The sequence below is a fragment of the Alkalispirochaeta americana genome, assembly GCF_900156105.1.
Taxonomy (GTDB): Bacteria; Spirochaetota; Spirochaetia; order DSM-27196; family Alkalispirochaetaceae; genus Alkalispirochaeta; species Alkalispirochaeta americana.
The window spans coordinates 131,468-155,407 of sequence record NZ_FTMS01000004.1 but is presented as its reverse complement, the minus strand read 5'-3'; the positions used below and the strand labels follow the sequence as shown (position 1 = coordinate 155,407).

Here is a 23,940-nt window from a genome sequence, read left to right as displayed (position 1 = left end):
GGTTCGCACTATGGAATACCGACGTTTGGGATCATCGGGGCTGAAGGTATCGGCCCTCTCCTTTGGCTCCTGGGTAACCTTCGGCAAGCAGGTTGATATCGATCTGGCCGCCGAAGAGATGAAAGCTGCCCTGGATCAGGGCGTCAACTTCTTCGATAACGCCGAGGTCTACGAAAACGGACAGTCCGAGATCGTCATGGGTCAGGCCATCAAGAAACTGGGGCTGGTCAGAAAGGACTATCTGGTTTCCACCAAGATCTTCTGGGGCGGTTCCGGCCCGAACGATCAGGGCCTCTCGCGAAAACATATCCTGGAAGGAACCAGGGCGGCCCTGGAGCGGCTCCAGGTAGAATACGTGGACCTCATCTTCTGCCACCGCCCCGATCCGGAAACCCCCATCGAGGAGACGGTCCGGGCCATGCACCATGTGATCGACCGGGGCTGGGCTCTCTACTGGGGAACAAGCGAGTGGAGCAGCGAGCAAATTCGCCAGGCCTGGGAAACCGCTCATCGTCTGGGACTCACCCCGCCCACCATGGAACAGCCCGAGTACAATATGTTCCACCGGGATCGGGTGGAAGTGGAGTACGCCCCGCTCTACCGGGATTTCGGTCTGGGAACCACCATCTGGAGTCCTCTGGCTTCGGGGGTCCTCACGGGGAAATACAGCCAGGGAATAACCGATGGCCGTCTCACCCTTCCCGGCTACGAATGGCTCCGGAAAATCTACGAATCCGACGAGGGACGATCACGAATAGAGAAGGTAGAGAAGCTTCGCCCCATCGCTTCTGATCTGGGAGCCTCCCTGGCGCAGCTGGCGATCGCCTGGACCCTGAAAAATCCCCAGGTCAGCACGGTTATCACCGGAGCATCCCGGCCAGAGCAGGTCACGGAAAACATGAAGGCCCTGGATATCCTTCCCAAGCTGGATCGGGGGGTTATCGATGCGATCGAGGAGGTTCTTCAGAATCGCCCCAAGGAGCCCCGTAACTGGCGAAACGCATAACAGGAAAGGAAGACTTGACGCTCCCGGACCATCGGCGGTAGCTTGGGTCTGACAGACACAACGGGGGGCTCGCTATAACGCCGCGAGCTGAGATGAGAGGGGCAAACCTCTCGACCCGAAGAACCTGATCCGGGTAATGCCGGCGTAGGGAGACGATACCGGGGCCGTGTGTCCCGGTAAAACAGCGAGGCGTCTCCGAAAGGGGACGCTTTTTTTTGCATCTCTCCCGACGTAATCACATGTTTCTGCAGGGAGGTATCAATGCGTTCCGAATCGCCTTCGTCCTCGGGGCACCAGGTTTTTTCCGGGTGCCAGTTTTCGATTTCCGTCATGAGCGATAATTTCGTTCCGGTAATCCTGGACGCCATCAAGGCCCTGGGAAAACCCCAGGACCTTCGTATCGAGACCGACGATCTTTCGACCCTCGTCATCGGCCCGCCCCGGCGCGTATTCCAGGCCGTGGAGACGGTCTACGCCGAGGCTTGCCGCCGGGGAGGTCACGTGACACTCTCGGCGCTCTTTTCCCGGGGATGCCCGGGAGAACCCGACGATCCCCTATGTCATCCCCCTGATCCAGACCGGAATCAGCCCGGGGAGGATCACCCTTCGTCCCCGGACCAGGGCATCCCCGTGAGCGCCCACTTCTCCCTTTATCCTCTGGGTGATCCCGGCTACATGACGACCATCGCCCGGGCAATCTCCTCGGTACAGGACGATGGAGTCTTTGGCGGGGCCAAGCATTTCTGCACCCGCCTGGAGGGCGATCTCTCGAAGGTCTTCTCGTCGATTCTCAAAACCTTCGAAACCGCAGCCGCCAGTACGCCCCACGTGGTCCTTCACCTGACTGCGTCCAAGGGGAGTCCCTCGAAAAAAACCACTCAGGAGTCACCCCGTGAACAAAACTGAACACCCTTCGCCCCGATTTTCGACCTCCGCTTCTTTCCGGACCGAGCCTTCCCGGGCCAGGCCCTCCTGGACCATGCGCGAAACCGTCGTTCTCGCCGTGATCAGCGTGGTCTTCGCCTTTCTCCACCTGGCCTGGGTACAGGTCTGGCTCATCCTCCAGTCCTTCATCGGGCCTCTGGCAATGGATATCGTCATGGGGTTCTGGTACAGCAGCTCGATCTTCGCCGCCTATCTGCTGCGCAAACCCTTTGCCGGACTCCTGACGGCGCTCCTGTCGGTGACCGTTCAGATTCTGGCAGGGAATCCTTCGGGAGCGATCATGCTTCTCACAGGGCTGGTCCAGGGCACAGGCTGCGAGGTTCCCCTGGCCCTGACCAGATGGAAGCGCTACTCCCTGCCCATGATGATCGCCTGCGGCATCTCCACGGCGCTCTTCAGTTTCGTCTACACCTGGTTCCGCTTCAGCTACCACCAGTTGGCCCCTTCCCTGGTCGTGACCATGTTGGTAGTCCGGGTGATCAGCGGCGCCCTCCTGGGGGGAGTTGTGGCCTGGTACCTGGCCCGGGCGGTGGTCCGTACGGGGGTCACCACGGGCCTTGCCGTCTCGCGATCCTCCGGTGCTCCTTCTTCTGGTGCTCCTTCTTCTGGTGCCCCGTCATCCGATGATTGAGGCACGATCCTTCGGGGTACGCTACGGGGAGGAGCCGGAGCAGGTCCTCCGGGATATCTCCTTTCGTCTGGCCCCGGGAGAACGGGTTCTTCTTCTGGGCTCCAGCGGAAGCGGAAAGAGCACCCTCGTTTCCTCTCTCATAGGCCTGATTCCCCACAGCCACGAGGCGGAGCTTCAGGGCCACATCGCGGTGCAGAACCTCCCGACGATCCATTCTTCCCCGGGAGAGCTCTCGCACAGGGTCGGTGTGGTTTTTCAGGATCCCGACAGCCAGTTGACGATGCTTACTGTGGAAGAAGAGATCGCCTTTGGTCTGGAAAATCTGGGGATACCTCCGAAAGAGATGGACCACCGCATTGCCACAGCGCTGGAGCAGGTGGGCCTTGGCGAATACCGGAGTTGCCGCGTAGAGCTGCTCTCGGGGGGAATGAAGCAACGCCTGGTGATCGGTGCAATTCTTGCCATGGAACCGGATCTGCTGGTTCTCGATGAGCCCACGGCGAACCTGGATCCCCGGGGCGCCCGGGAGGTGAGCAAGCTCTTGCTGGATATCTCCCGCCGTCGCCGGGAGCTGGCGATCCTTCTGGTAGAACACCGCCTGGACGAGATGGCCTCCCTGGCAACGAGGGTACTCCTCCTGGATTCGAAGGGCCGCCTCGCGCTGGATCTCCCCGCCCGGGAAGCCTTTGGGTCCCGGGCCGAAACGCTTCGCCGCCACCAGGTGTGGATACCCACCGAAAGCGCCGCAGCCCTTCAGGCGGGGCTGGAGCCCTCCTTCGGAGAATTGCCGCTTCGTGAGGCGCTGGAAAAGCTGGCGGGTTCCCTGGAACAGGACCAGCCCGGCAGATCCGGCCTTCTGGAATGGTGCCAGCCGGCAAAGCCCGCACCCCGCAGCCCGGAAGAACCCGACCCCGTCCTCTTCCTGGATAAGATAACCGTGAGCTATCCCCGGGCCTCCTCGGGTGGTCCCGTTCTGAAGGATCTCTCCTTTTCCCTCGCGGCGGGTGAACTCTGCGCACTGGCAGGCCCCAACGGCAGCGGGAAAAGCACCCTTGCCGCCACAGCCATGGGCCTGATCCCTCCCCAAAAAGGCCGGGTATTTCTTGAGGGTCGCGACCTTTCGCGGATTCCCCTCCGGGAGCGCTCCCGCCGGGCAGGCTTTGTCTTTCAAAATCCGGAACACCAGTTTGTGACCGATTCGGTTTTTGAAGAGGTGGCTTTCACCCTGCGTCAGCAGGGATGCAACGACACAGAGATCAGGGAACGCACCGGGGAGACCCTGAACACCCTGGGCCTTGGCGATCTGGCCCGGCGCAACCCCTTTTCCCTGAGTTTCGGCCAGAAACGCCGTCTCTCGGCGGCCTCCATGCTGGTGGCGCACCGAAAGCTCCTGATTTTTGACGAACCTACTTTTGGCCAGGACCCCCGGGCCCTGGAAGAACTTCTCAATCTTCTGGATCTCCTAGCTTCACGGAATACAGCGGTACTGGTTATCACCCACGACATGGACCTGATCTGGTCCCGGGCGCACCGGGTTGCCCTGCTTCTGGATGGGGTCATCGCCCTGGAGGGAACGCCAGAGGACGTCTTCGCCCGGGAGGCACTTCTTCACCGGGGCGGGCTTATTCCTCCCTCGCGCTACCACCTTCACAAAGCCCTGTCCCCAAGGAGTCATCACTATGAACCATGCCATCTTTGAGCACTACCAGGAGACGTCGCCGCTGCATCACCTGAACCCCGCGGTAAAACTTCTTTCCAGCGTGGTGGTGATGCTCTTCACCTCCCTGATTTTTGATCCCCTTACCCTGACTGGTATCGCCCTTTTCGGGCTGCTTCTCACCCTGGGGCCAGGAAGAATACCCCCGGGGCTGATCCTGCGGGGACTGATTCCCTTTTTTCTCTTCGGAATCGGTTTCTTCTGGATGAACGCCCTTCTGCCTCGCCTTGCCGACGGAACCGAAGCCGGCGCAGATATCCTTTTGACTCTCGGCCCCCTCCGGTTTTACCGCACCGGGGTGCGCAACGGGGTCAGCTTTGGTATCCGCTCCCTGGGGTTTGGTATCTACTCACTCCTTTTCGTGGCAACCACAAACCCCACAGATTTTATTCTGAGCCTGGTTCACCAGCTGCACCTTCCTCCCCGCCTTGCCTACAGCGCTCTTGCAGCCTACCGCTATTTACCGACCCTCCATTCCGAGATCGCCATGATCCGCAACGCCCACCAGGTACGAGGAACGTCGTCCCTTCCGGGTCCACGGGGGGTCTTCCAGAGAAGCTATCGCTTCACGATCCCTCTCCTGGTAAGCGGCATCCGCCGGGCCGGCCGGGCCGCCGATGCCATGGAAGCCCGAGCCTTCACCGGCAGGAACCGAAGCTGGTACCGTCAGACCCGCCTCGGCTTCAGGGATCTCCTCTATGTGATCGCCCTGGCCTCGGGGATTGCCTTCATTACCCTCTACTCCCGCCACAGGGGAAGTCTGGTTTTCTGGGGCGGCCAGCTCTGGAACTAGTCCGAGGGTGAATTCCTTTCAAATTCTATCATAATTTCCTTCCACAGCTATCGCCGAAAAGCCTCCTGATTCGGTACTATATATCACCTGATATTATCGAGTGGTCCCGGGAAATCCCGCGCCACCCGCCATTCTACTCTGCAGGAGGATTTCTATGATCACACTCAACAACAGGGGTTCTTTCCGCTTTCTCGCCCTCGCCCTGGTTGCTCTCTCGGCATCGCTGGTTCTTTTCTCCTGCGGAGCCTCCGGCCAGGAGAGGGCCGATGCCGAAAACCACCTCATCGTGGCAAACTTTGCCGAAACCCAGACGATGGATCCCCGGGCCGTCGAGGATATCGCCTCCCACTGGATCAATAACCAGATCTATGATGGCCTGGTGCAGCGAACCGACGACATGGGAGTCAAACCGGCCCTGGCAGAAAGCTGGACCTTCCTGGACAAACGAACTCTGGAATTTCAGCTTCGCCAGGGGGTTCTCTTCCATAATGGCCAGGAGTTCACCGCCCGGGATGTGCAGTATACCTTCGAAACCCTTCTGGACCCGGAAGCGGGTTTTGCAGGGCGTTCCAGACTCGCCATGATCGACGTAGAGGGAATCGAAATCATCGACGACTACACAATCCGGATTCCCACACGAGAACCCTTCGCGGCGATTCTTACCTACCTTGCCCATAGCTCGGCCCTGATCGTAAACAAGACTGCTGCCGAGGAAGAAGGCAGGAACTTCGGAACCACCCCCGTGGGAACAGGCCCGTTCAAGCTTGCCCGCTGGGACCGGGGCACAGCGGTTCACCTGGAACGGTTTGATCAGCACTGGCGTGGACCTGCCCGGGTTGAAAAACTCACCTTCCGGGGAATACCCGAAGGTTCCAGCCGCACCATCGAGCTTGAAACGGGAGGTGTTCACGTGGCGCAGCGAATTCCCGAAACGGATCTCCGCAGAATCCGGGAAAACTCCGACACAGACCTTCACGAGTATGCGTCGATGCGACTCAACTACATTCTCTTCAACACCCAACGGCCCCCCTTCGATGATCTCCGGGTACGCCAGGCGATCAGCTACGCCCTGGACACAGACCTGCTGGCCGAGGTGGCCTACGGCGATTCCGGGATACCCGCCAGGGGGTACATGAACAGCTCCATCTGGGCCTTTAACCCCAAGGTCTACCGCTACGATCAGGACCTGGAAAAGGCACGGCAGCTCCTGGAACAGGCCGGGTACGGCGACGGGTTCTCCGTGACCATGACAATCGACGATAACGCCGCCCGGCGAACCCTGGCGGAGATCCTGGGCAACCAGCTGCGCGAGCTGGGCATCACCATGAGTATCGAGATTATGGAATGGGGCGCCTATCTCCAGCGGACCGCTGCGGGAGAACACCAGATGGCTCAGCTTGCCTGGCTTGCCAGTACAGGCGACCCCCACCACGCCCTCTATCCCAACTACCACTCAGGTAACATCGGGGCTGCAAACCGGTCCCACACAGATCTCCCCGAGCTGGATGCTCTTTTGCAGGCAGGTGTAACCGAAGGGGACACCCAGGCCCGATTGGAGATCTACCGGGAAGCCCAGGAGATCATCTCGCGCTACGCACCGATCATTCCCGTCTCGGACGACCGCGAGGCCGTGGGGATCAGGGCAAACCTGCGCGGTTTTACGCCCTCCCCGTCGGGGTATCACCTCTTTCACGGAGTGGGCTTTGCCGAATAACATCAGAACCAGGGGCATCGCCCGAAGCACGGCGATGCCCGGGAGGCCCGGGAGGCCCGGGAGGCCCGAAGAAAGATGATCACCTTTCTGCTCAAGCGTCTTCTGGCTCTGGTACCGGTCTTGTTGGGGGCCTCGTTCATCGTTTTTGCGATCATGTATCTGACCCCCGGCGACCCGGCGGTGCTCCTGCTCCCTCAGGATGCTTCCGCCGAGGATGTCGCCCTAATGCGTGAAAGCCTGGGGCTGAACCGTCCCTTTCTGGTGCAGTACGGCTCATTTCTGCAGGGAATTGTCCGGGGTGATCTGGGCACCTCCTTCCGCAGCGGTCAACCCGTGGCGGGATTGGTTCTATCCCGCCTTCCCGCCACGATGCAACTTGCCACAGCCTCTCTGGTTGTAGCGGTGATCATCGGCCTGGTGGCAGGAATCGTCGCCGCCGTTCGGCAGTATACCCTCTGGGACGGTGGCGCCATGGTAACGGCTCTGCTGGGAGTGTCCATGCCCAATTTCTGGCTGGGCCTTATGCTGATACTTTTTTTCTCTGTTTTCTGGGCCGGACGCTTTGGCAGCGTTCTCCTGCCCGCCTCGGGATACGGAACCGTTCAGCACATGATCATGCCCGCCATCGTCCTTGGCACCGCCCACGCCGCCTTTGTAACCCGAATAACCCGCTCCTCCATGCTCGAGGTCCTCCGCCAGGATTACATCCGCATGGCCCGAGCCAAGGGACTCAGCCCCTTCCGGGTCGTGACAATCCACGCCCTGCGCAACGCCCTCTTGCCGGTGGTCACCATCGTGGGGCTCCGCTTCGGCGTCCTGCTGGGCGGCTCCGTGGTAACAGAGCGAATCTTTGCCTGGCCCGGCATCGGGCGCCTCCTGATCGACGCAGTCCGGGCCCAGGATTACGCTGTGGTCCAGGGAATTATTCTCACCTACGCGATCATCTTCAGCCTGGTAACCCTGGGGGTAGATCTTGTCTACGGGTTGATAGACCCCCGCATCCGGAGTCACTACCGGTAATACCGGAGAGCCTGCCTATGAATACACCGCAAAATGAAACTGCCCGTTCTGCCCCTCGACGACGCACCCGCCTCGAAGATACCTGGCGGCAGTTCCGGAAAAACAAGGGAGCCATCGTGGGCTCCGTTCTCATCCTCCTGCTGGCAGGAATCGCCCTGGCAGCTCCCCTGGCCGCCCCGGAGGGCCTGGATGATCAGCACCTGGGCCGACGGTTTCAGGCTCCCTCACGAGAAAACATCCTGGGAACAGATAACCTGGGCAGGGATATCCTCTCCCGAATCATCCACGGATCACGGCTCTCCCTTTCCATCGGCTTTATCACCACCTCGATCGGCCTCGTGGCGGGAGGATCCCTGGGAGCTATCGCAGGCTATTACGGCGGCAACAAGGACCAGGTAATCATGCGGTTCATGGACATCATCCTGGCGATACCAGGGTTCATCTTTGCCGTGGCCCTGGTAACAGCCCTGGGTCCAAACCTTCTGAACCTGATGATCGCCGTGGGGCTCAACTCTATTCCCTACTTTGCCCGAATCATCCGGTCCTCAGTTCTTTCGGTCAAGGAAGAAGAGTACATCCAGGCGGCCCGGGTCCTCGGCTGCAGCAACGGGTGGATCATTGTGAAACACGTTATTCCCAACGCCTTTGCCCCCATCCTTGTCCAGGCCACATTACGGATCGGTGACACGATCATCATCGCTGCAGGACTCAGCTTTCTGGGACTCGGCGCCCAGCCCCCGCTTCCCGAATGGGGAGCGATGCTCTCGGCGGGCCGTCAATACCTGCGGGACGCCTGGTGGATGGCTACCTTCCCGGGTATCGCCATCATGATAACTGTTCTGGCCTTCAATCTTGTGGGTGACGGCCTGCGGGACGCTCTGGACCCCCGTTTGAAATCGTGAACCGTCCCAAGAAAGGAAATCCTGTCATGAATACACCCCTTCTGGAGGTACAAGACCTCCATGTTCATTACACGACCGACGACGGAACAGCCCGCGCCGTGAACGGAATCGATTTTTCCCTTCACCGGGGAGAAACCCTGGGACTGGTGGGAGAAACCGGTGCAGGCAAGACCACCACCGCCCTGGCCCTGCTGGGGCTTGTCCCCCGCCCTCCCGGAAAAATCCTGGGGGGAAGAATCCTCTTTCAGGGAGAGAATCTTCTTGAAAAAAGCGAAAAGGAGCTACGCCGCCTTCGGGGAAACCAGATGTCCATCATCTTTCAGGATCCCATGACTTCCCTGAATCCTCTTTTTCCTGCGGGAAAACAGATCGCAGAAAACCTGATCCTTCACCAGAACCTCGCCCCAAAGGAAGCGCTCCGCAAAGCCGGAGAAATGCTGACCAGGGTTGGAATCCCGGCCTCGCGAAGCGGCAATTATCCCCACGAGTTTTCGGGTGGCATGAAACAGCGTGTGGTTATCGCCATGGCCCTGGCCTGCAACCCCGCCCTGCTGATCGCCGATGAACCCACCACGGCTCTGGATGTGACAATCCAGGCGCAAATTCTGGAAATTCTCCACGACCTCAAGGATGAATTTGGTCTCTCCCTGCTCATGATTAGCCACGACCTGGGCGTGGTGGCCGACGTAGCCGACCGGGTGGCGGTCATGTACGCCGGAGATATCGTGGAAACCGGCACCGTGGACCAGGTCTTTGACTCACCCCGCCACCCCTACACAACAGGACTTCTGGACTCTCTTCCCGACATCGATGCCCCGAAAGGAGAGTCCCTGCGTCCCATCACCGGCCTGATGCCCGACGCCATGGACCTGCCCCGGGGCTGCAGTTTTGCTCCCCGATGCCCCCGGGTTATGCCAATCTGTCATGAGGAAAAGCCCCCTTCCTTTTTTCCTGACCAGGGACGCAGCGTGCGCTGCTTCCTCTACGACCAGACAAGGAGCAAGACATGACCGATCCCCTGGTTGAACTCTCGGACCTGGAGAAGCATTTTTCCACCAAAGAGGGAACGCTCAAAGCGGTAGACGGGGTATCACTGCAAATCCGGCAGGGCGAGACCCTGGGGTTGGTGGGTGAGAGCGGCTGCGGAAAATCAACCACCGGAAAGCTCCTGGTTCGTCTCCTCGCCCCCACAGCCGGGCGAATACTCTACCGGGGGCGGGATATCACCTCCCTGAAGACAGCACAGGAGGCCAGAGAATTCTCCCGAACGGTCCAGATGGTCTTTCAGGACCCCTATTCCTCACTGGACCCCCGAATGAGCGTGGGAGAAATCATTGAAGAGCCCCTGCGCGTACACCGCCTCTTTCCCGGCCGCCGGGAACGGCAACAGCGAATACGGGAACTCATGGAGTACGCCGGAATCGCCCCGCGTCTGATCAACTCCTACCCCCACGAACTGGACGGGGGCCGACGCCAGCGGGTAGGAATAGCCCGGGCCCTGGCCCTGAACCCCGAGTTTCTTGTCCTGGACGAGCCCGTCTCGGCCCTGGATGTCTCTATTCAGGCGCAGATCATCAACCTTTTTGAGACACTTCAGCGGGAACTCTCCCTGACCTATCTGTTCATTGCCCATGACCTGTCGGTGGTCCACCACGTGAGTACCCGGATAGCCGTGATGTATATGGGAGAAATCGTGGAGATGGGATCTGCCGATGAGGTGATCCGCTCCCCCCGCCATCCCTACACGGAAGCCCTGGTCTCGGCCATACCCCGCGTGAAAAACCGGGGGAACCACAAGAGGATCATTCTCCAGGGGGATGTACCCAGCCCCGTGGACCCGCCGCCGATCTGCCGGTTCTACGGACGCTGTCCCAAAGGGCAGGATCAGTGCCGACGCCCCGTGGAACTTCTCGAAAACTCATCAAACCGTCTGGTACGGTGCATTCTGGAGGAACAATGAGACCTGTCATAGGAATAACAAACACAAACCGCACGGGCTTCATCGACGGCTACGCTCAGGCCGTGGCCGATGCCGGAGGATCGCCCCTGATCATCCCCGTGGTGAAGGAACTGCCTTCCCTGCGGCCCGTCCTCACTGCCATGCACGGGCTGATCCTCTCGGGAGGGGCCGATATCAATCCCTCCTTTTATAACGAGCCCCCACGACAGGGGCTCGAAGAAACGCTCCCCGGGCGGGACAGCCACGAACTGGCCCTGGTGGACTACGTTCTCAACCGGTCCTCCATTCCTGTGCTGGGAATTTGCCGGGGAATGCAAATGCTGAACGTCCACGGCGGAGGCACCTGCTACCAGGACCTGGAACGGGAACGGGAAGAACCGGGAACGCTCAAGCACATGCTCTTCGGCATCTATCCCTTCGATGCTCCCGCCCACAGAGTGCGTTTTCTCCCGGGGAGCCGGCTGGAAGGGATCCTCCAGACCGGGGAAATCGAGGTGAACAGCTTCCACCACCAGGCAATCAGGGAACTCTCTCCCACCTTCCGGGCCACCGCCCACGCTCCCGACGGGGTTATCGAGGCGATCGAATCCCCGGGAGAGCGCTTCATCGCAGGCGTTCAGTGGCACCCCGAGATGATGGCCGAAAAAGACAAACCCTCACAGCACCTCTTTCAGGCCTTTCTCCGGGAGTGCGGGCGAAAGAACCATCACTGACAAAAAGCCGCTTTCAGGGTCTCTGAAAAGGGAGGCCTGATAATCCCCCGGTCCGTGATAATCCCCGTAACCAACTCGTGGGGCGTAACATCGAAAGCCGGATTCCGTACCTTTATTCCCTCAGGAGCGGTGCGTCGCAACCCGAAGTGGGTAACTTCCTCTGCTTCCCTCTCTTCAATAACAATCTGCTCGCCTGTTGCAGTAGAAAGGTCAACCGTAGATGCGGGACAGGCAACGTATACCGGTATGTCAAAATGCTTTGCCATAATCGCAACACCAAGAGTTCCTATCTTGTTTGCCACGTCACCGTTTGCCGCCACGCGGTCGGTTCCAACGATCACCATATCTATCAAACCCTGCTGCATCACAAAGGCTGCCATATTATCGGTAATGGTCGTAACATCAATTCCTGCCTGCTGTAGTTCCCAGGCCGTCAGGCGCGATCCCTGAAGCAGGGGGCGACTCTCATCGGAGTACACCCTGAAGCCCATGCCCCGTCCATGAGCCAGATACATGGGCGCTGTGGCAGTCCCGTAATCAGACGTGGCAAGACGCCCGGCATTGCAATGGGTAAGAATGCCCATGCCCTCCCTCATCAGCGAGACACCGTGCTCTCCAATACTCCGGCACAACTGAATGTCCTCTGCGTGTATCTCTTCAGCCGTTTTTTGCAGCACAGCAAAAAGGTCACCACCACTCTGAAGCCGGGACCTCTCGACACTTTCCACGACACGGGTAAGAGCCCAGTGCAGGTTAACTGCAGTCGGACGGGAACTATCAAGATAGGCCGCCTGCTTTCTGAGCTCCGCAACAAAGGCGGTACGGTCAAGGCTGGTCTGTTCCCGCATGGCGACGACCAGGCCATAGGCACCTGCAACACCAATGGCGGGAGCACCCCGGACCTTGAGTTGCTTAATTGCATCCCAGACCTGTTCAACGGAATTTTGTTCCTCCAGGAGGACCTCACCGGGAAGACGGGTTTGATCCAGCAAAAAAAGCTGCTCCTTCTCCCAGAGAATACTCTTCACCTTCTCGGCGTCGCCCTGCTTCATTTCTCTTTGGTTGTCCATTCTTTCTCCTGTCGCGATAGAGGTAAGTTACGATACCGTGGGTTCGGGAATTTCTTCCTGGAATGATCCGCAAATATACTCCACCTCACTTTGGATAAAACGATCTACCCATTCCGGAGAACGCTCCTGATCGGTAATAACAGCGTCAAAAGCCTCCAACTCGGCCAGTTTAGCAAAGGAAGTACGATCAAACTTGGTCGCATCGCAGACCAGGATCGAACTGAGCGCCTGTCGCATCATCTGCTTTCGCACCTCTGCTTCCTGCTCGTTCGAATCGGTTACACCGTGATGCAGATGCACCCCATCACAGCAAATAAACGCTTTATCAGCAAAAAACGAAGCAATAGATCCTTCCGCTGTTTTTCCCACCAAGGACAGCGCCTTGGGTCGAAGGGTTCCTCCTGCACAGATCACCTTGATCTGTTCTGCCCGCGCCAGAGTTTCTGCAACTGGCAAGGCGTTGGTAATAACAACGAGATTTGTTTTCTCCAGAATGTTTTCTGCAATGTGAACAGCCGTGGTACTGGCATCAAGGAATATGGTATCCCCGTTATTGATCAATTGTGCCGCGAGGGAACCGATCACACTCTTTCCCTCCACCGCCGCGTGCTGCCGCACTGTAACGGGGATTTCCCGATGCATCCCCGTGTTCAGAAAGGCCCCCCCATAGGTTTTCTGAAGCAATCCCTTGCGCTCCATCCTGGAAAGATCACGACGTATCGTCTCCTCGCTCACAGAAAATCGCAGGGCCAGATCAGAAACGGTAACACTTCCAAAGGATTGAAGCAGTTCGAATATCTCCTGTCGTCGCTCTACAGCCAGCACTTACACCTCCCTGAACGGCATTGTTCTGTTGCTAATCCCGTAATGGCCACGAAGACCTTCAAGATCAGATATCTCCCGGGTTGAAAAAGGTTGCGGGCCCCCAAGCAATTCGGCGTATAACTGAATCTGTGCACAGTGCTCGAGCTTCTCCAGTTTTTTGAACGCCTCCCCCAGGGAAGATCCCACGGTAACGCTCCCGTGCCGCGCAAGCAACACCACGTCGCTTAAACAGATTAACTCCGCCATGGAGCGAGGAAGCTCCTCAGTACCAGGAAGCGCATAGGGAGCAAGAGGAACATTTCCCAGCGCAACAACACACTCCGGCAGAAGCCCTGTATTGAGCCGCTTTCCTGCTATGGTGAAGGCCACGGCCTTCGGGGGATGCGCATGAATCACAGCCGTCACATCGGGCCGTTGGCGATACACCTCACGGTGTAACTTGTATTCCGTCGAGGGGCGACCCTCACCCTCCAGCACGGCCCCTTCCATATTCATCACCAGAAGCATCTCTCCCGAAACATCCTCCTTCCGTACGCCCGAAGGGGTGATCAAAAACCGGTCCTGATCAAGGCGATACGAAAGATTTCCATCGGTGGCACAAACCAGACCTGAAGCATGTACTTTTTTGCTGTAATAGACGATCTCCTCTCGTGCAGTATCATCTGTGCGAGCCATGTTTATCCCCTTTTTGTGTGTCTGGTGCGTTTGTATGGTAAATTAGTCTAATTGCATTATCAAAACAATTCTTTCGCTCGTCAACAACAATCCATATTTCCCCACACAAATCAGCATAATCGGATATAAGACCCCAAAAAAATCTGCATTGACGGAACCAGACGGGGTCGATAGATTCTCACCATGGACCTTCCCGGAGAACTGCAGGAACGTGAAAAGGAACTATCCTGCATCTACAGGGTTACAAAAGACCTCAGCCCCCAAAAAGCTCTTGAAAAAACCCTCTCCGATGTGGCCCGCGCACTTCACCAGGCCCTGGCCCACCCCGAGACAATGACCGTAGGAATCCTCCTTGATACCAGTGAATACTGGTATCCCGGTCCCGGCCCCACAGGAAAGACTCCCCCGGTTTCGCAAGAACCGGAAAACCATCAAACCACCCCGATCGTCTCCAGGAACGGAACCCTGGGGGAGATTCACATCATCGGGGGGTCAGCCCATTCCCTGCTGCCCCAGGAAGCGCGTCTGGCCGAGGCTGTGGCAGCACTTCTCGCCAATAACGCAGAACAACGCCAGGCAGAAGCTGAGCTGACAGAGGCCATGGCCGCCGAAAACCGGAAAACCGTAGCTCTGACGGAAGTTCTTGCCCAAATCGAAGAGCAGCAGCATCACTATCAAACAGATCTGCAGCAGGATCTGAACAGCCGGATCTTCCCGATTCTTTCACGGCTGGAATCATTTCTCACGGGTCCTGCCGAAAAAGCCCTCGGCGCAGCGCTCCGCAACGCCCTGTTGCAATTCGGCGCTCCCCGCACCTCCCGTCATCGGGAACTCTCGCTCCGTTTGAGTCCGCGAGAACAGGAAATAGCCGACTTGATCGCATCGGGCCTCTCGACAAAACAGATAGCTCACGCCCTGGGCATCACGGGCTCCACAATCGAGCGCCACCGTCACAACATTCGAAAAAAAGCCGGTATATCCTGCGAAAGTGTCCACCTGGCTTCGTTTCTCAGAAATACCGCCAGCACCTTTGCCCATGGCACATCAAAAAGCGACATCTCCTGGAAATAACCTTGTATATAACATGCACTGATCGTACAAGGTTATTGCTGGTTGAAGGGGTGCCGTTCCGGACCTACACTATCATCGGTTACCAGCTCATTGTCCGCGCCCAAGGGAGCCGATCGCTACGGCGATCGGCTTTTTTCCATTCTACGGACATCAAGGAGGATCCGCATGACTACAACCAAGAACATTCATCTTTCGAGTACTGAGCATCAAAAACTCACGGGAATTCTCAAATCGATGAAATCCAAGGGCAATCTCAAAGCACTCCACCTGAAGACACTCCTGGCCGAGTTATCAGATGCAGTGATTGTCCCCGAGGGTCATATTCCCGAAAATATTGTGGGCATGGGATCTACCGTTGAATACCACAACCCCCTTTCCGGGACCACCGAGAAAGCACGCCTTGTCTTTCCTGTCGAGGCTGATGCAGAAAAGCGAAACATATCGGTTCTGGCACCCCTGGGTGCCGCGCTGATCGGCGAGTCTGCAGGAACCAAAGTACAATGCCAGGCTCCCGATACCACCTGGGTTGTGGAGATTCTCTCGGTCACCCATTAAGACGCCAGCGTCGGTTCCCGGATGGCAGATATCCGGCCCGACGAGGCTCCTTCCGGGCCGGTGAACCACCCCGGCACCGGAAAGAGCCCTTTCATTCTTTACCTTATCGTTTTTATAATGTATTATGTGATTCATGAGTAGCCTCAATTCGCCCGAATCGTTTCACGAGTTCATCAGCCGCTTTGAAAGCCGCCTGGAGAAGCTCTTCTCCACCACCTATACCGGAAAAAGTGTCCTCTCCCCAGGCATGCCAGAGGGGTTTATTGAAGCAGTACTGGAAACGAATCCCCTCTCGGTCTTCGTTCCCTCTCGCTTCGGAGGGCGGGACCAGAAGGTATCAGAAACGCTGGCCATGCTGGAGACCGCATCGTACCACTCACTACCTCTTTCGCTTACCCTGGGAATAAACGGAGCTCTTTTTCTGCAGCCCCTCTCCAAATATGGTCCCCCGGAGGTTCAGCAATCGGTCTTTTCCCGCTTCATGACCCAACCTGTTTTGGGCGGGCTCATGATCACCGAACCGCTCTTCGGGTCCGAGGCGCTTCAGATGCAGACCCGCTTCCGCCGTGAAGGTGAAGGATTCCGGATTCAGGGAACAAAGCACTGGGGCGGGCTCACCGGGCAAGCTGACTTCTGGCTTCTCACAGCCCGCGGCGAGACCCCCCGGGGAGATCTGGAACGGAGTATCAGCTTTTTTGTCTGGGAACGGTCTTTCGGGGGAATCACCGTGGAAGAACGCTATAACAACCTGGGTCTGTCCATGATACCCTACGGAAGAAACCACCTCGATACGGTGGTACCCGAATCCCACCGCCTTCATTCACCGGGAAGCGGACTGGTCATGCTTCTGGATCTTCTCCACCGCAGTCGCCTGCAATTTCCCGGTATGGCACTGGGATTCCTCCACAGGCTCCTGGACGAGGCAATCCTCCATACCCGAAACCGTCAGGTAGGAGGCCGGTCGCTCATGCAGTACGATCAGGTGCAAGACAGGCTGGCAGAGATCCAGGCCTTCCATACCACCGCTGCCGCTCTGTGCGTCTATAGCTCCCAAGCGGCCTCGGTGAGCAGAGACTGCTCTTCCGACGGGATCGCCGCAAACGCCGTGAAAACCGTCGTCACCGATATGATGCAGCAGGGAGCCCAGTCATTACTGCAACTCTTCGGCGCAACAGGCTACCGCAAGGATCACATCGCCGGGCAGGCCCTGGTGGACAGCCGGCCCTTCCAGATTTTCGAAGGATCCAACGATATTCTCTACCATCAGATAACCGAGGCGATACTTAAAGCGCTGAAAAAATCGGGAGAACACCAATTGGGTCGTTTTCTGGGAACCTACCCGCTCACCGCCGCTGCTACTCCCGACCTTGGACAGGTTCTCAATTTCTCGCCATCTCCTGCAATGGATCAGAGAAAACGCGTTGCCTTGGGTCGAGCCCTGGGAAGAATCATCTGTCTCAATCAGGTCCTTGCCCTGGGTGACCGCGGCTATCGGCCGGACCTGATCGATAACGCCGTGGCGGTACTCAAAGAAGAGATCCACGTCCTTCTTGCGGTCTACACAGGAAAAACCCGAACAACCCTGGTTGAAGAATATCACGACGGGAGCAACTGGCTCGACTATCTCTAGCGCTCCCGGGATATCGTCAGGAAAGGTCCAGGTTTTTGCGGATTTCCTTGTCCAGGGCAGTCCAGGCGTCCTGGAGCTCGCACAGAGCGGTCACACAGTCGTCGTGCCGGGCCTTTCGAGCGCTGTGCTCCAGTTCCTGGGCAACGTAGCACAGAACCTGACCGCCCACATTGGCAGAGGCACCTTTGATCGTGTGGGCCTGGCGCAGGATCGTCTCGTAATCATCCCTCTCCAGAGCTTCCACCATCTTCTGGATCAATCCAGGCGTGTCTTGCAGAAAAGCTGAAGCAATCATCCTGGCCAGCTCCTGGTCAGCCATGACCCTCACAAAAAATCCTTCGTAATCAAACACGAGCAACGATGATTCGTCTGACATTATCTTTCCTTCTTCACCTGTTTTACCTGCTAACCGGTCGGAATCCATGATGAAGCTCCCCGCTGGAGCTGGAGCACCGAACTATCAAAGAGGCGGCGCATGGCGGGACAGCTCACAGAGAGAGAAATCCCGGTAAAGAGCTTCGGAGAGTCCGCATTTCATCGATGCCGAACTGAGCCCCCACGCGCTGAATCACCTCTTCCGCCAGATATCCGGCAATCTCCCCGCACTGCCCGGGATCTGCTCCAGCGACCAGACCGGCAAGAAAACCCGCTGCGTACATATCACCGGCCCCGGTTGTATCCAGAGCCTTCACAACCCGGGCGTCTATTTTCCGAATCTGCGAATCCGCTACAAAGGATCCCTCTTTTCCCACTTTCAAAGCAGCTACAGAAACCATTTGTGCAATACTTTGCACCATCTCCCGAGGATCACCCTTTCCAGCTGCGTTTCCCAGGAGGATCTCTGCTTCCCGTCGGTTTGCAAAAACAACATCGACATGATGCTCCAGAAGATTGAGGAAATCTTCACGGTACCGTTCAACTGCAAAGGGATCGGCCAGATCAAAAACCACCTTGCCCCCGGCATCCCGGGAGATCTCTATGGCCCGACGGATTGCTGCCTTCTGGGATTCTGTGTCCCACATGTAGCCGGTAAAATAGAGGTACCCTCCATCAAGGGCAGAACGTTTCAGAAGAGCTTCATCCAGATCGGCAACAGAAAAACTCTGGCACATTCCCAGATGCGTATTCATGGTGCGTTCGCCGTCGGGCGTCACCAGAATGATGCTGGATCCCGTGGGGCCGACTCCCTCAACAAGCCGTGATGTTATTCCGCAGGATGCAACCTGCTGCTGATAAATCTCGCCAAAGGAATCGTTTCCGATCTTTCCGGCGACTACAGCAGAAACACCCAGCCCCGCCAGGGCAACAAGCGTGTTTGGAGCGGATCCGCCGGGACGATACTCCGGCAGGGATCCCGTAAAATAGCGCAGAATCTCTTCCTGCCGCGATTGTGAAACCAGATGCATGATTCCCTTATCCAGACCAAGGGCCGACAGATCCTGATCGGAGGCTCGAAAGACCAGATCAATCAGGGGATTTCCAATGCCAAAGACTGAGACCATATTTCCCAGTATAGGCTAGAGTCGCTTTCCCATAAAGAGCATCCGCGGTTCTTCGGGCAAAATACCCCGGGAAACCTCCCGGGTGAAACCATTTTTCCGATAGAACCCCACGTTCCGCGCCCCTTCGCTGGTAACAAGGTGTAAACCGCAGGCCTCCGTTTCACGGCGAAGAACCTTTTCCAGCGCTGCAACCAGTCGGCCGCCAAGACCCATGCCCCGGCTCTCGGCTGCCAGGTTAATATGCAGGTGGGCTGGATACTCCTCATAGAGATCATCGAAGATGGGTATGTGATCGGCACAGTGGTATAACTCCCGGTGTTTTCGCGTATCAGCCACACCGCAAATATAGCCGTACACCTGCTCTCCCAAAAAGGCACAGATAAAGAGGTCCGGGTTTGTTTCCAGATAGTATGAAAAGTATTTGTAGATGAAGACTTGCCGTTCCGCTTCGGAAGGAAAGTTTTTCACTTCGGCGGTATCCCAAAAGATCTTCTGCGCACCCTGAGAGAGTTTTTGCCGAAGATCAGTCTGCACCGTACTCAAAGACTGAATCGCTATATCCATGGGCAGGGATTTTACCACAGATACACCCTGCTACCAAAATGATCCTGAACGGAGAAATCAAATGCACAAAAAAAACCGCCGGTTTGGGAGCAAAAGAGCTCCCCACCGGCGGCTGGAAACAAGGACCGAGGTCTCCCCCGGTCCAGCCTGCGTCAGGTCTCGTCCGACGACTCCTGGTCATCCTCTTCGCCCTCTTCATCGTCTCCGATGAAGCGGTCATCCTGAGGACCTCCTGGATTCAGATACTCCAGATACGAAGTATCCTCAGCCCCGGTCTCGACCCGCTCGGCTTTCTCGCGTTTCTTCCGCTCTTGCTTCCGTTTTTTATTCAGCTCACGGCGGCGTTTTTCCCCGCTATAGTTATTACGCGCCATTCAGCTCAGTAATCGCCATAACCGCCACGACCACCGCCGTAGCCGCCACGACCACCACCACCGCCGCCACCGTAGCCGCCACCACCGCCGCCGCCACGGCGACCCTCAGTGCGGGGCTGAGCTTCGTTTACGCGCAGGGGCCGACCGTCCAGGTCTGAGCCGTTCAACTGCTCGATGGCAGAATCGGCAGCGCTATCATCTTCCATCTCTACAAATCCGAAACCGCGGCTCCGACCGGTATCACGGTCCATCACGATTCGTGCGTCGGTCACAGTGCCAAAGTTGGCGAATGCGGCTCGCAACCCTTCTTCTTCGGTGCGGAAACTCAGGTTGCCTACATACAATGTCTTGGACATTTGGATCCTTCCTCCTGGGAGAACAGTAACTGAATCCGGTTGATTCTCACGACGAACTGCGTCTGAGGCACGCCGGGGACTACTATCCACCCCTTCAATAAAATAATCGGTCCGTCGTGATCAGTCGGTAGGGGAGTTTATCTGAAACAAGGCAGGTCAACGTATCCATCCGATCCATCCTACAGCCGGTACCAACTGCATTGTGGTTCCTTTTCAATAGTTTGGCAAGCGTTTTTTTCATAAATCGCAATTTTCCTGGCTTTTTTCTTGCAGGGCCATTTTCAGGTGTCCTCTCCAAGGAGAGTGCGGCCCCGCAAACTCCGGGCCAGAGTCAGGCGATCGGCGTATTCCAGGTCTGCCCCCACAGGAAGCCCCAGGGCCAGCCGTGTCACGGACACCTTTGTGAGCTCTCTCAACTGCTGTGCCACGTACAAAGCGGTCGTGTCGCCCTCCACGGTGGGGTTGGTGGCAATGATCACCTCCCGAACCTTCTCGTCCCGAGCCCTTCGAAGAAGAGCTCCTATGGTCAGATCACCGGGGCCAACTCCCTCAATGGGGGCAATCACCCCCCCCAAAACATGGTAGACCCCCTGGAACTCACGACTTGCCTCCATGACCGCCACATCCTGGGGATGCTCCACCACGCATATTGTGGTATGGTCGCGTCCGCGATCGCTGCAGAGGGGACAGGGATCGTCCTCGGTGAACGATCCACACCGGGAGCAGGGGCGTATTGCCTCGTGAAGGCCCTGCAGAAGTATTCCCAGACGCTGGGCGTCCACAGCGTCTCCAGAAAGCAGATGGTACGCAAGGCGGGTGGCGCTCTTCTTTCCCAACCCGGGAAGGCGGGAAATCTCCTGAATCAAGCGCTCCAGGCTATTCATGGTTTCCCTACGATCCGCCGCCAAACATATCGGGAGAAAAGGGCAGTCCCCCCGCCATATCAGAAAATCCCTCCCGAAGGCGTTCCTTCACCGCTGCTACGGCATCATTGTGTGCAGCCCGGATCAGATCCTGAAGTAACGAGAGATCTTCTGGATCCACCGCCTCGGGAGATATCTCCACGTGCTGGATCTGAAACTCACCGTTCAGGGAAATTTTCACCATGTCACCGCCAGCCGTACCTGTGGCGGTAATGCTTCGCATTCTCGTCTGGGCTTCCAGCATTTTTTCCTGCAACTGGCCCATATTTTTGAACATGTCCATCGGGTTCATTCCTGTTCCTCCAGCAGTTCTCCACGGAAAACCCGTCGCACCATATCCAGATGCTGATTGACTGGTTCCGAGGTCTCATTTTCTGATTCCATCCCCTGCACAACAATCACAAGCTGTAAGAGAGCATCACCCAGAACAGCCCGGGCAGCCTCCTGAATCTCCGTGCGATCCTGCTCCAGCGTGTGAGCCCCAAAATTATCACTGAATCCCAAAACAAGCTTTCCCTCGCTGCGACTCCAGGAGCGCGCACTCATCAGGAGCGCCGCAAGACTGATTCGCTTTGCCCGGAACCGTGCGATAATGGCCTCGGTCTCCTCTTCGGATATTCCCTGCCGTTCCACGGGAAGGTCCCGGGAGTCCTGGTCCTGATCTTGGGGAAGAGAATCGATTTCTTCTTCCGGAGCCGTTTCTTCGGAAATCTCCGGTTTTCCCGAGGCATCCTGCCTTGATTCTGCTCTGGGTGTGGTTTCCTCTTTGGGAGCATCCTCTCCGGGAGGGGGAGAACTCTCCTCCGGAGGAGAGGCTGTCTCGGCCGAAACCTGGGCATCGCTAGGCTTCGAATTGTCCGTGCGGAGATGGTGGGCCGCGGAATGAATCAGCTCGTGTTGCAGGGCCTCAATCCGGTCAACCAGTTCCTGGGGGGTGGTATAGGCGCGGAGATGGGAAATCCTGCTCACAGCAAGCTCCAGATCAAAGCGCTGGTTCACGGAATAGCGCACGTCCCGATACAACTGCAGGACGATCTCGTTGGCCTGTTCCAGCTGCTCCCGGGAGAGTCCCTGGCGTACCTCCTGGGGAACCCGGTCCAGACTGATACCAAGAATGCCCTCCCGGACAATTCCGTTTTTGATCAGCAAGAGCGTTCTCAGGTAATCGGCCAAGTCCAGAATGAACCGCTCCACCGAGACACCAGCGAGAAGGGCCTCCTCCACTATTTCAAGAGCACCCTGGCCGTCACCGTTCACGACAGTCTGGAAGAGAGCATTCAGCCGCTCCATCCCCAGCAATCCCAGTTTCTGGTGTATCAGATCCAGTGTCACCTCGTCGCCAGAAAAGGCAAGAACTTGATCAAAAAGCGTGTAGGCGTCACGAAGGCTTCCCGTGGCCTGGCGTGCAATCCAGCCCAGAGCGTCTTCCTCCACCTGGACGCCCAGCTCGCGAGCCGTCGCGGCCAGACAATCGCGAATCTCCTCCAGGGGAATGAGACGGAAGTTGAACTGCTGGCACCGACTTCGTATCGTGGCAGGAACCTTGTGAATTTCCGTGGTCGCAAAGATAAAAATTATATAGGGAGGGGGTTCTTCTATAGTCTTCAACAGAGCATTGAAAGCGCTGTTGGAGAGCATATGAACCTCATCGATAATATAAATCTTGTACCGGGAGCTGTTGGGAGCAAAAAGGACTTCGTCCTTGATCTGCCGCACATCGTTTACGCTGGTATTGGAAGCGCCGTCGATCTCGATCACATCCAGGGAGTTTCCCCGGGCGATCTCTTCGCTCCCCTCCCAGCCATCGCACCCCTCCGCGCCCGGACCTTCAGGACAGTTCAGGGCTTTGGCAAGAATTCTGGCTGCGCTGGTCTTTCCCACACCTCTCGGCCCCGCAAAGAGGTAGGCCGGAGCAATTCGGCCCGAAGCAAGACTGTTTTTTAAGGTTGCCACCACAAAGTCCTGGCCGATCAGCTGATCAAACCCTCGGGGGCGGCGACGCGTTGCGGTTACTTCATAGCTCATGATCGGTTATCCCCTGGCGGTAAAAAAAACCCCTCCAGCTCCACCCAAGCGGTCTGCGGCACCGCCGTTTGTCACTTACCGCTGCTTCCTTCCGGACCTGACGGGGTTGGGTGAAAACGACGTGCACAGGGCCCGGGCTTCATCACTGAAGGGGCAAAAACGGAGAGGGAGGGATTCGAACCCTCGGTACCCGGTTAGGGTACAAACGCTTTCCAAGCGTTCACCTTCGGCCACTCGGTCACCTCTCCAACAGGATCGTGGGCGGGCTCCGGAATGCGGGACCGCTACCGGAGAGTGAGGGATTCGAACCCTCGGTACAGCAGAACTGTACAACGGATTTCGAGTCCGCCCGATTCAACCACTCTCGCAACTCTCCTGCGATAACGCAGGGCGAATACTACCCCGAACTGTCCAGGATAATCAAGAGGCCCGGCCACTCGGACAGGATCAGACAGGACTCAACCGATAATTTCAGGATCTGCCCCGAGGGGCCCCCCCAAAAAAAAGCGGGGACCACCTCTTCTGAGGCGATCCCCGCTGATCGCGTGCCCAAGTGGACTCGAACCACCGGCCTTTAGATCCGCAATCTAACGCTCTATCCAACTGAGCTATGGGCACAAAAAGAAACGCCGTAGCGCATCTGTTATATCAAATCACGGAGGGGGAGGGATTCGAACCCTCGGTACCCGGATAGAGCACAACTCCTTAGCAGGGAGCCCGATTCAACCACTCTCGCACCCCTCCAAATTAACCTGTGTGTTTTTCCGGGAAGGCTGCTGAGCCCCCGCAAAAACTGTCTGAGACCGGAGAGAGTGGGATTCGAACCCACGGTACCCGCGAGGGCACAACGGTTTTCAAGACCGCCTCCTTAAACCACTCGGACACCTCTCCAGCAAGATCCCTACTATACAAATCATGGGATCCCTTGTCAAGAAAGGAAGAGGCCCTTCTGGGCCTTTCTCTCTTCCC

25 protein-coding genes, 5 tRNA genes, 1 other RNA gene and 1 riboswitch are annotated in these 23,940 nt (G+C 57.4%); of the genes, 14 read left to right on the top strand and 17 right to left on the bottom strand.

Annotated elements, in window-relative coordinates; all coding sequences use genetic code 11:
• The first annotated feature begins 10 nt into the window (after positions 1–10).
• From BW950_RS04545 to BW950_RS04495, 11 genes are all read left to right on the top strand, one after another.
• Positions 11–1,006 carry a potassium channel beta subunit family protein gene (locus BW950_RS04545; RefSeq protein WP_076488105.1) on the top strand — a complete coding sequence of 332 codons (996 nt, stop codon included), beginning with the start codon at positions 11–13 and terminating at the stop codon, positions 1,004–1,006.
• A gap of 61 nt (positions 1,007–1,067) precedes the next feature.
• Positions 1,068–1,157: riboswitch (TPP riboswitch) on the top strand.
• 110 nt (positions 1,158–1,267) lie between these two features.
• A complete protein-coding gene (locus BW950_RS04540) occupies positions 1,268–1,912 on the top strand; it encodes a YkoF family thiamine/hydroxymethylpyrimidine-binding protein (RefSeq protein WP_076488104.1) in 645 nt (214 codons plus the stop codon).
• Positions 1,899–2,582: an ECF transporter S component gene (locus BW950_RS04535; protein ID WP_234969018.1), complete on the top strand. Its 684-nt coding sequence runs from the start codon at positions 1,899–1,901 to the stop codon at positions 2,580–2,582. Before BW950_RS04540 ends, BW950_RS04535 begins: the two co-directional genes overlap by 14 nt.
• The gene (locus BW950_RS04530; protein ID WP_143559118.1) at positions 2,575–4,281 is read left to right on the top strand and encodes an ABC transporter ATP-binding protein; all 1,707 of its coding nucleotides are present in this window, start codon (positions 2,575–2,577) and stop codon (positions 4,279–4,281) included. Before BW950_RS04535 ends, BW950_RS04530 begins: the two co-directional genes overlap by 8 nt.
• Positions 4,262–5,092, top strand: a complete 831-nt coding sequence (locus BW950_RS04525; RefSeq protein WP_076488102.1) for an energy-coupling factor transporter transmembrane component T family protein — start codon at positions 4,262–4,264, stop codon at positions 5,090–5,092. The genes BW950_RS04530 and BW950_RS04525 overlap by 20 nt, the downstream gene beginning before the upstream one ends.
• 154 nt (positions 5,093–5,246) lie before the next feature.
• Positions 5,247–6,806: an ABC transporter substrate-binding protein gene (locus BW950_RS04520; RefSeq protein ID WP_076488101.1), complete on the top strand. Its 1,560-nt coding sequence runs from the start codon at positions 5,247–5,249 to the stop codon at positions 6,804–6,806.
• A 75-nt stretch (positions 6,807–6,881) separates the two neighbouring features.
• Complete coding sequence (locus BW950_RS04515; RefSeq protein WP_076488100.1) at positions 6,882–7,826, top strand: ABC transporter permease; 945 nt, start codon at positions 6,882–6,884, stop codon at positions 7,824–7,826.
• Positions 7,827–7,843: 17 nt separating this feature from the next.
• Positions 7,844–8,728 (top strand): ABC transporter permease, encoded by an 885-nt coding sequence (locus BW950_RS04510; protein WP_076488099.1) that lies wholly within the window; start codon positions 7,844–7,846, stop codon positions 8,726–8,728.
• 26 nt (positions 8,729–8,754) lie between these two features.
• Positions 8,755–9,738: an ABC transporter ATP-binding protein gene (locus tag BW950_RS04505; protein ID WP_076488098.1), complete on the top strand. Its 984-nt coding sequence runs from the start codon at positions 8,755–8,757 to the stop codon at positions 9,736–9,738.
• Positions 9,735–10,688 carry an ABC transporter ATP-binding protein gene (locus BW950_RS04500; protein WP_076488097.1) on the top strand — a complete coding sequence of 318 codons (954 nt, stop codon included), beginning with the start codon at positions 9,735–9,737 and terminating at the stop codon, positions 10,686–10,688. The genes BW950_RS04505 and BW950_RS04500 overlap by 4 nt, the downstream gene beginning before the upstream one ends.
• Positions 10,685–11,401, top strand: a complete 717-nt coding sequence (locus BW950_RS04495; RefSeq protein WP_076488096.1) for a gamma-glutamyl-gamma-aminobutyrate hydrolase family protein — start codon at positions 10,685–10,687, stop codon at positions 11,399–11,401. The genes BW950_RS04500 and BW950_RS04495 overlap by 4 nt, the downstream gene beginning before the upstream one ends.
• Here the strand turns inward: BW950_RS04495 and mtnA are convergent.
• From mtnA to BW950_RS04480, 3 genes are read right to left on the bottom strand one after another with little or no spacing between them, the layout of a single operon-like run.
• Entirely contained in the window at positions 11,395–12,471 is a 1,077-nt protein-coding gene (gene mtnA / locus BW950_RS04490; protein WP_234969017.1) for an S-methyl-5-thioribose-1-phosphate isomerase, read from the bottom strand. The two genes, BW950_RS04495 and mtnA, sit on opposite strands and share 7 nt — an antisense overlap.
• Before the next feature lie 27 nt (positions 12,472–12,498).
• Complete coding sequence (locus BW950_RS04485) at positions 12,499–13,296, bottom strand: DeoR/GlpR family DNA-binding transcription regulator (RefSeq protein WP_076488095.1); 798 nt, start codon at positions 13,294–13,296, stop codon at positions 12,499–12,501.
• Positions 13,297–13,971, bottom strand: coding sequence for a class II aldolase/adducin family protein (locus BW950_RS04480; protein ID WP_076488094.1), 675 nt, complete (start codon positions 13,969–13,971; stop codon positions 13,297–13,299).
• A 183-nt stretch (positions 13,972–14,154) separates the two neighbouring features.
• On the opposite strand from BW950_RS04480, the gene BW950_RS04475 reads away from it, so the two are divergent.
• The 3 genes from BW950_RS04475 to BW950_RS04465 all read left to right on the top strand — a co-directional run bounded on the left by BW950_RS04475 (position 14,155) and on the right by BW950_RS04465 (position 17,227).
• Positions 14,155–15,042: a LuxR C-terminal-related transcriptional regulator gene (locus BW950_RS04475; RefSeq protein ID WP_076488093.1), complete on the top strand. Its 888-nt coding sequence runs from the start codon at positions 14,155–14,157 to the stop codon at positions 15,040–15,042.
• Between the two features lie 165 nt (positions 15,043–15,207).
• Positions 15,208–15,597: a GreA/GreB family elongation factor gene (locus BW950_RS04470; protein WP_076488092.1), complete on the top strand. Its 390-nt coding sequence runs from the start codon at positions 15,208–15,210 to the stop codon at positions 15,595–15,597.
• Positions 15,598–15,730: 133 nt separating this feature from the next.
• Positions 15,731–17,227, top strand: a complete 1,497-nt coding sequence (locus tag BW950_RS04465; protein ID WP_076488091.1) for an acyl-CoA dehydrogenase family protein — start codon at positions 15,731–15,733, stop codon at positions 17,225–17,227.
• A 16-nt stretch (positions 17,228–17,243) separates the two neighbouring features.
• On the opposite strand, the gene BW950_RS04460 is transcribed toward BW950_RS04465, so the two are convergent.
• The 14 genes from BW950_RS04460 to BW950_RS04395 form a co-directional block, all read right to left on the bottom strand.
• Positions 17,244–17,603 (bottom strand): Hpt domain-containing protein, encoded by a 360-nt coding sequence (locus BW950_RS04460; RefSeq protein ID WP_076488090.1) that lies wholly within the window; start codon positions 17,601–17,603, stop codon positions 17,244–17,246.
• 112 nt (positions 17,604–17,715) lie between these two features.
• Positions 17,716–18,729: an adenosine kinase gene (locus BW950_RS04455; RefSeq protein WP_076488089.1), complete on the bottom strand. Its 1,014-nt coding sequence runs from the start codon at positions 18,727–18,729 to the stop codon at positions 17,716–17,718.
• A 15-nt stretch (positions 18,730–18,744) separates the two neighbouring features.
• The gene (locus BW950_RS04450; RefSeq protein WP_076488088.1) at positions 18,745–19,311 is read right to left on the bottom strand and encodes a GNAT family N-acetyltransferase; all 567 of its coding nucleotides are present in this window, start codon (positions 19,309–19,311) and stop codon (positions 18,745–18,747) included.
• Positions 19,312–19,445: 134 nt separating this feature from the next.
• Complete coding sequence (locus tag BW950_RS14900; RefSeq protein ID WP_143559117.1) at positions 19,446–19,667, bottom strand: hypothetical protein; 222 nt, start codon at positions 19,665–19,667, stop codon at positions 19,446–19,448.
• 5 nt (positions 19,668–19,672) lie between these two features.
• Positions 19,673–20,023: an RNA-binding regulator gene (rbp, locus tag BW950_RS04440; RefSeq protein WP_076488086.1), complete on the bottom strand. Its 351-nt coding sequence runs from the start codon at positions 20,021–20,023 to the stop codon at positions 19,673–19,675.
• A 281-nt stretch (positions 20,024–20,304) separates the two neighbouring features.
• Positions 20,305–20,907, bottom strand: a complete 603-nt coding sequence (gene recR / locus BW950_RS04435) for a recombination mediator RecR (protein ID WP_076488085.1) — start codon at positions 20,905–20,907, stop codon at positions 20,305–20,307.
• Between the two features lie 7 nt (positions 20,908–20,914).
• Positions 20,915–21,238 (bottom strand): YbaB/EbfC family nucleoid-associated protein, encoded by a 324-nt coding sequence (locus BW950_RS04430; RefSeq protein WP_076488084.1) that lies wholly within the window; start codon positions 21,236–21,238, stop codon positions 20,915–20,917.
• Positions 21,235–22,971, bottom strand: a complete 1,737-nt coding sequence (gene dnaX, locus BW950_RS04425; protein ID WP_076488083.1) for a DNA polymerase III subunit gamma/tau — start codon at positions 22,969–22,971, stop codon at positions 21,235–21,237. Before dnaX ends, BW950_RS04430 begins: the two co-directional genes overlap by 4 nt.
• Positions 22,972–23,010: 39 nt before the next feature.
• Positions 23,011–23,109: signal recognition particle sRNA small type (gene ffs, locus BW950_RS04420), an RNA gene on the bottom strand.
• Positions 23,110–23,131: 22 nt separating this feature from the next.
• A tRNA-Ser gene (locus BW950_RS04415) sits at positions 23,132–23,219 on the bottom strand.
• A gap of 40 nt (positions 23,220–23,259) precedes the next feature.
• Positions 23,260–23,347, bottom strand: a tRNA-Ser gene (locus BW950_RS04410).
• Between the two features lie 168 nt (positions 23,348–23,515).
• Positions 23,516–23,589: transfer RNA gene (locus tag BW950_RS04405), tRNA-Arg, on the bottom strand.
• Between the two features lie 38 nt (positions 23,590–23,627).
• Positions 23,628–23,715, bottom strand: a tRNA-Ser gene (locus BW950_RS04400).
• A gap of 60 nt (positions 23,716–23,775) precedes the next feature.
• Positions 23,776–23,862 (bottom strand) — tRNA-Ser (locus tag BW950_RS04395).
• Between the last annotated feature and the right edge of the window lie 78 nt (positions 23,863–23,940).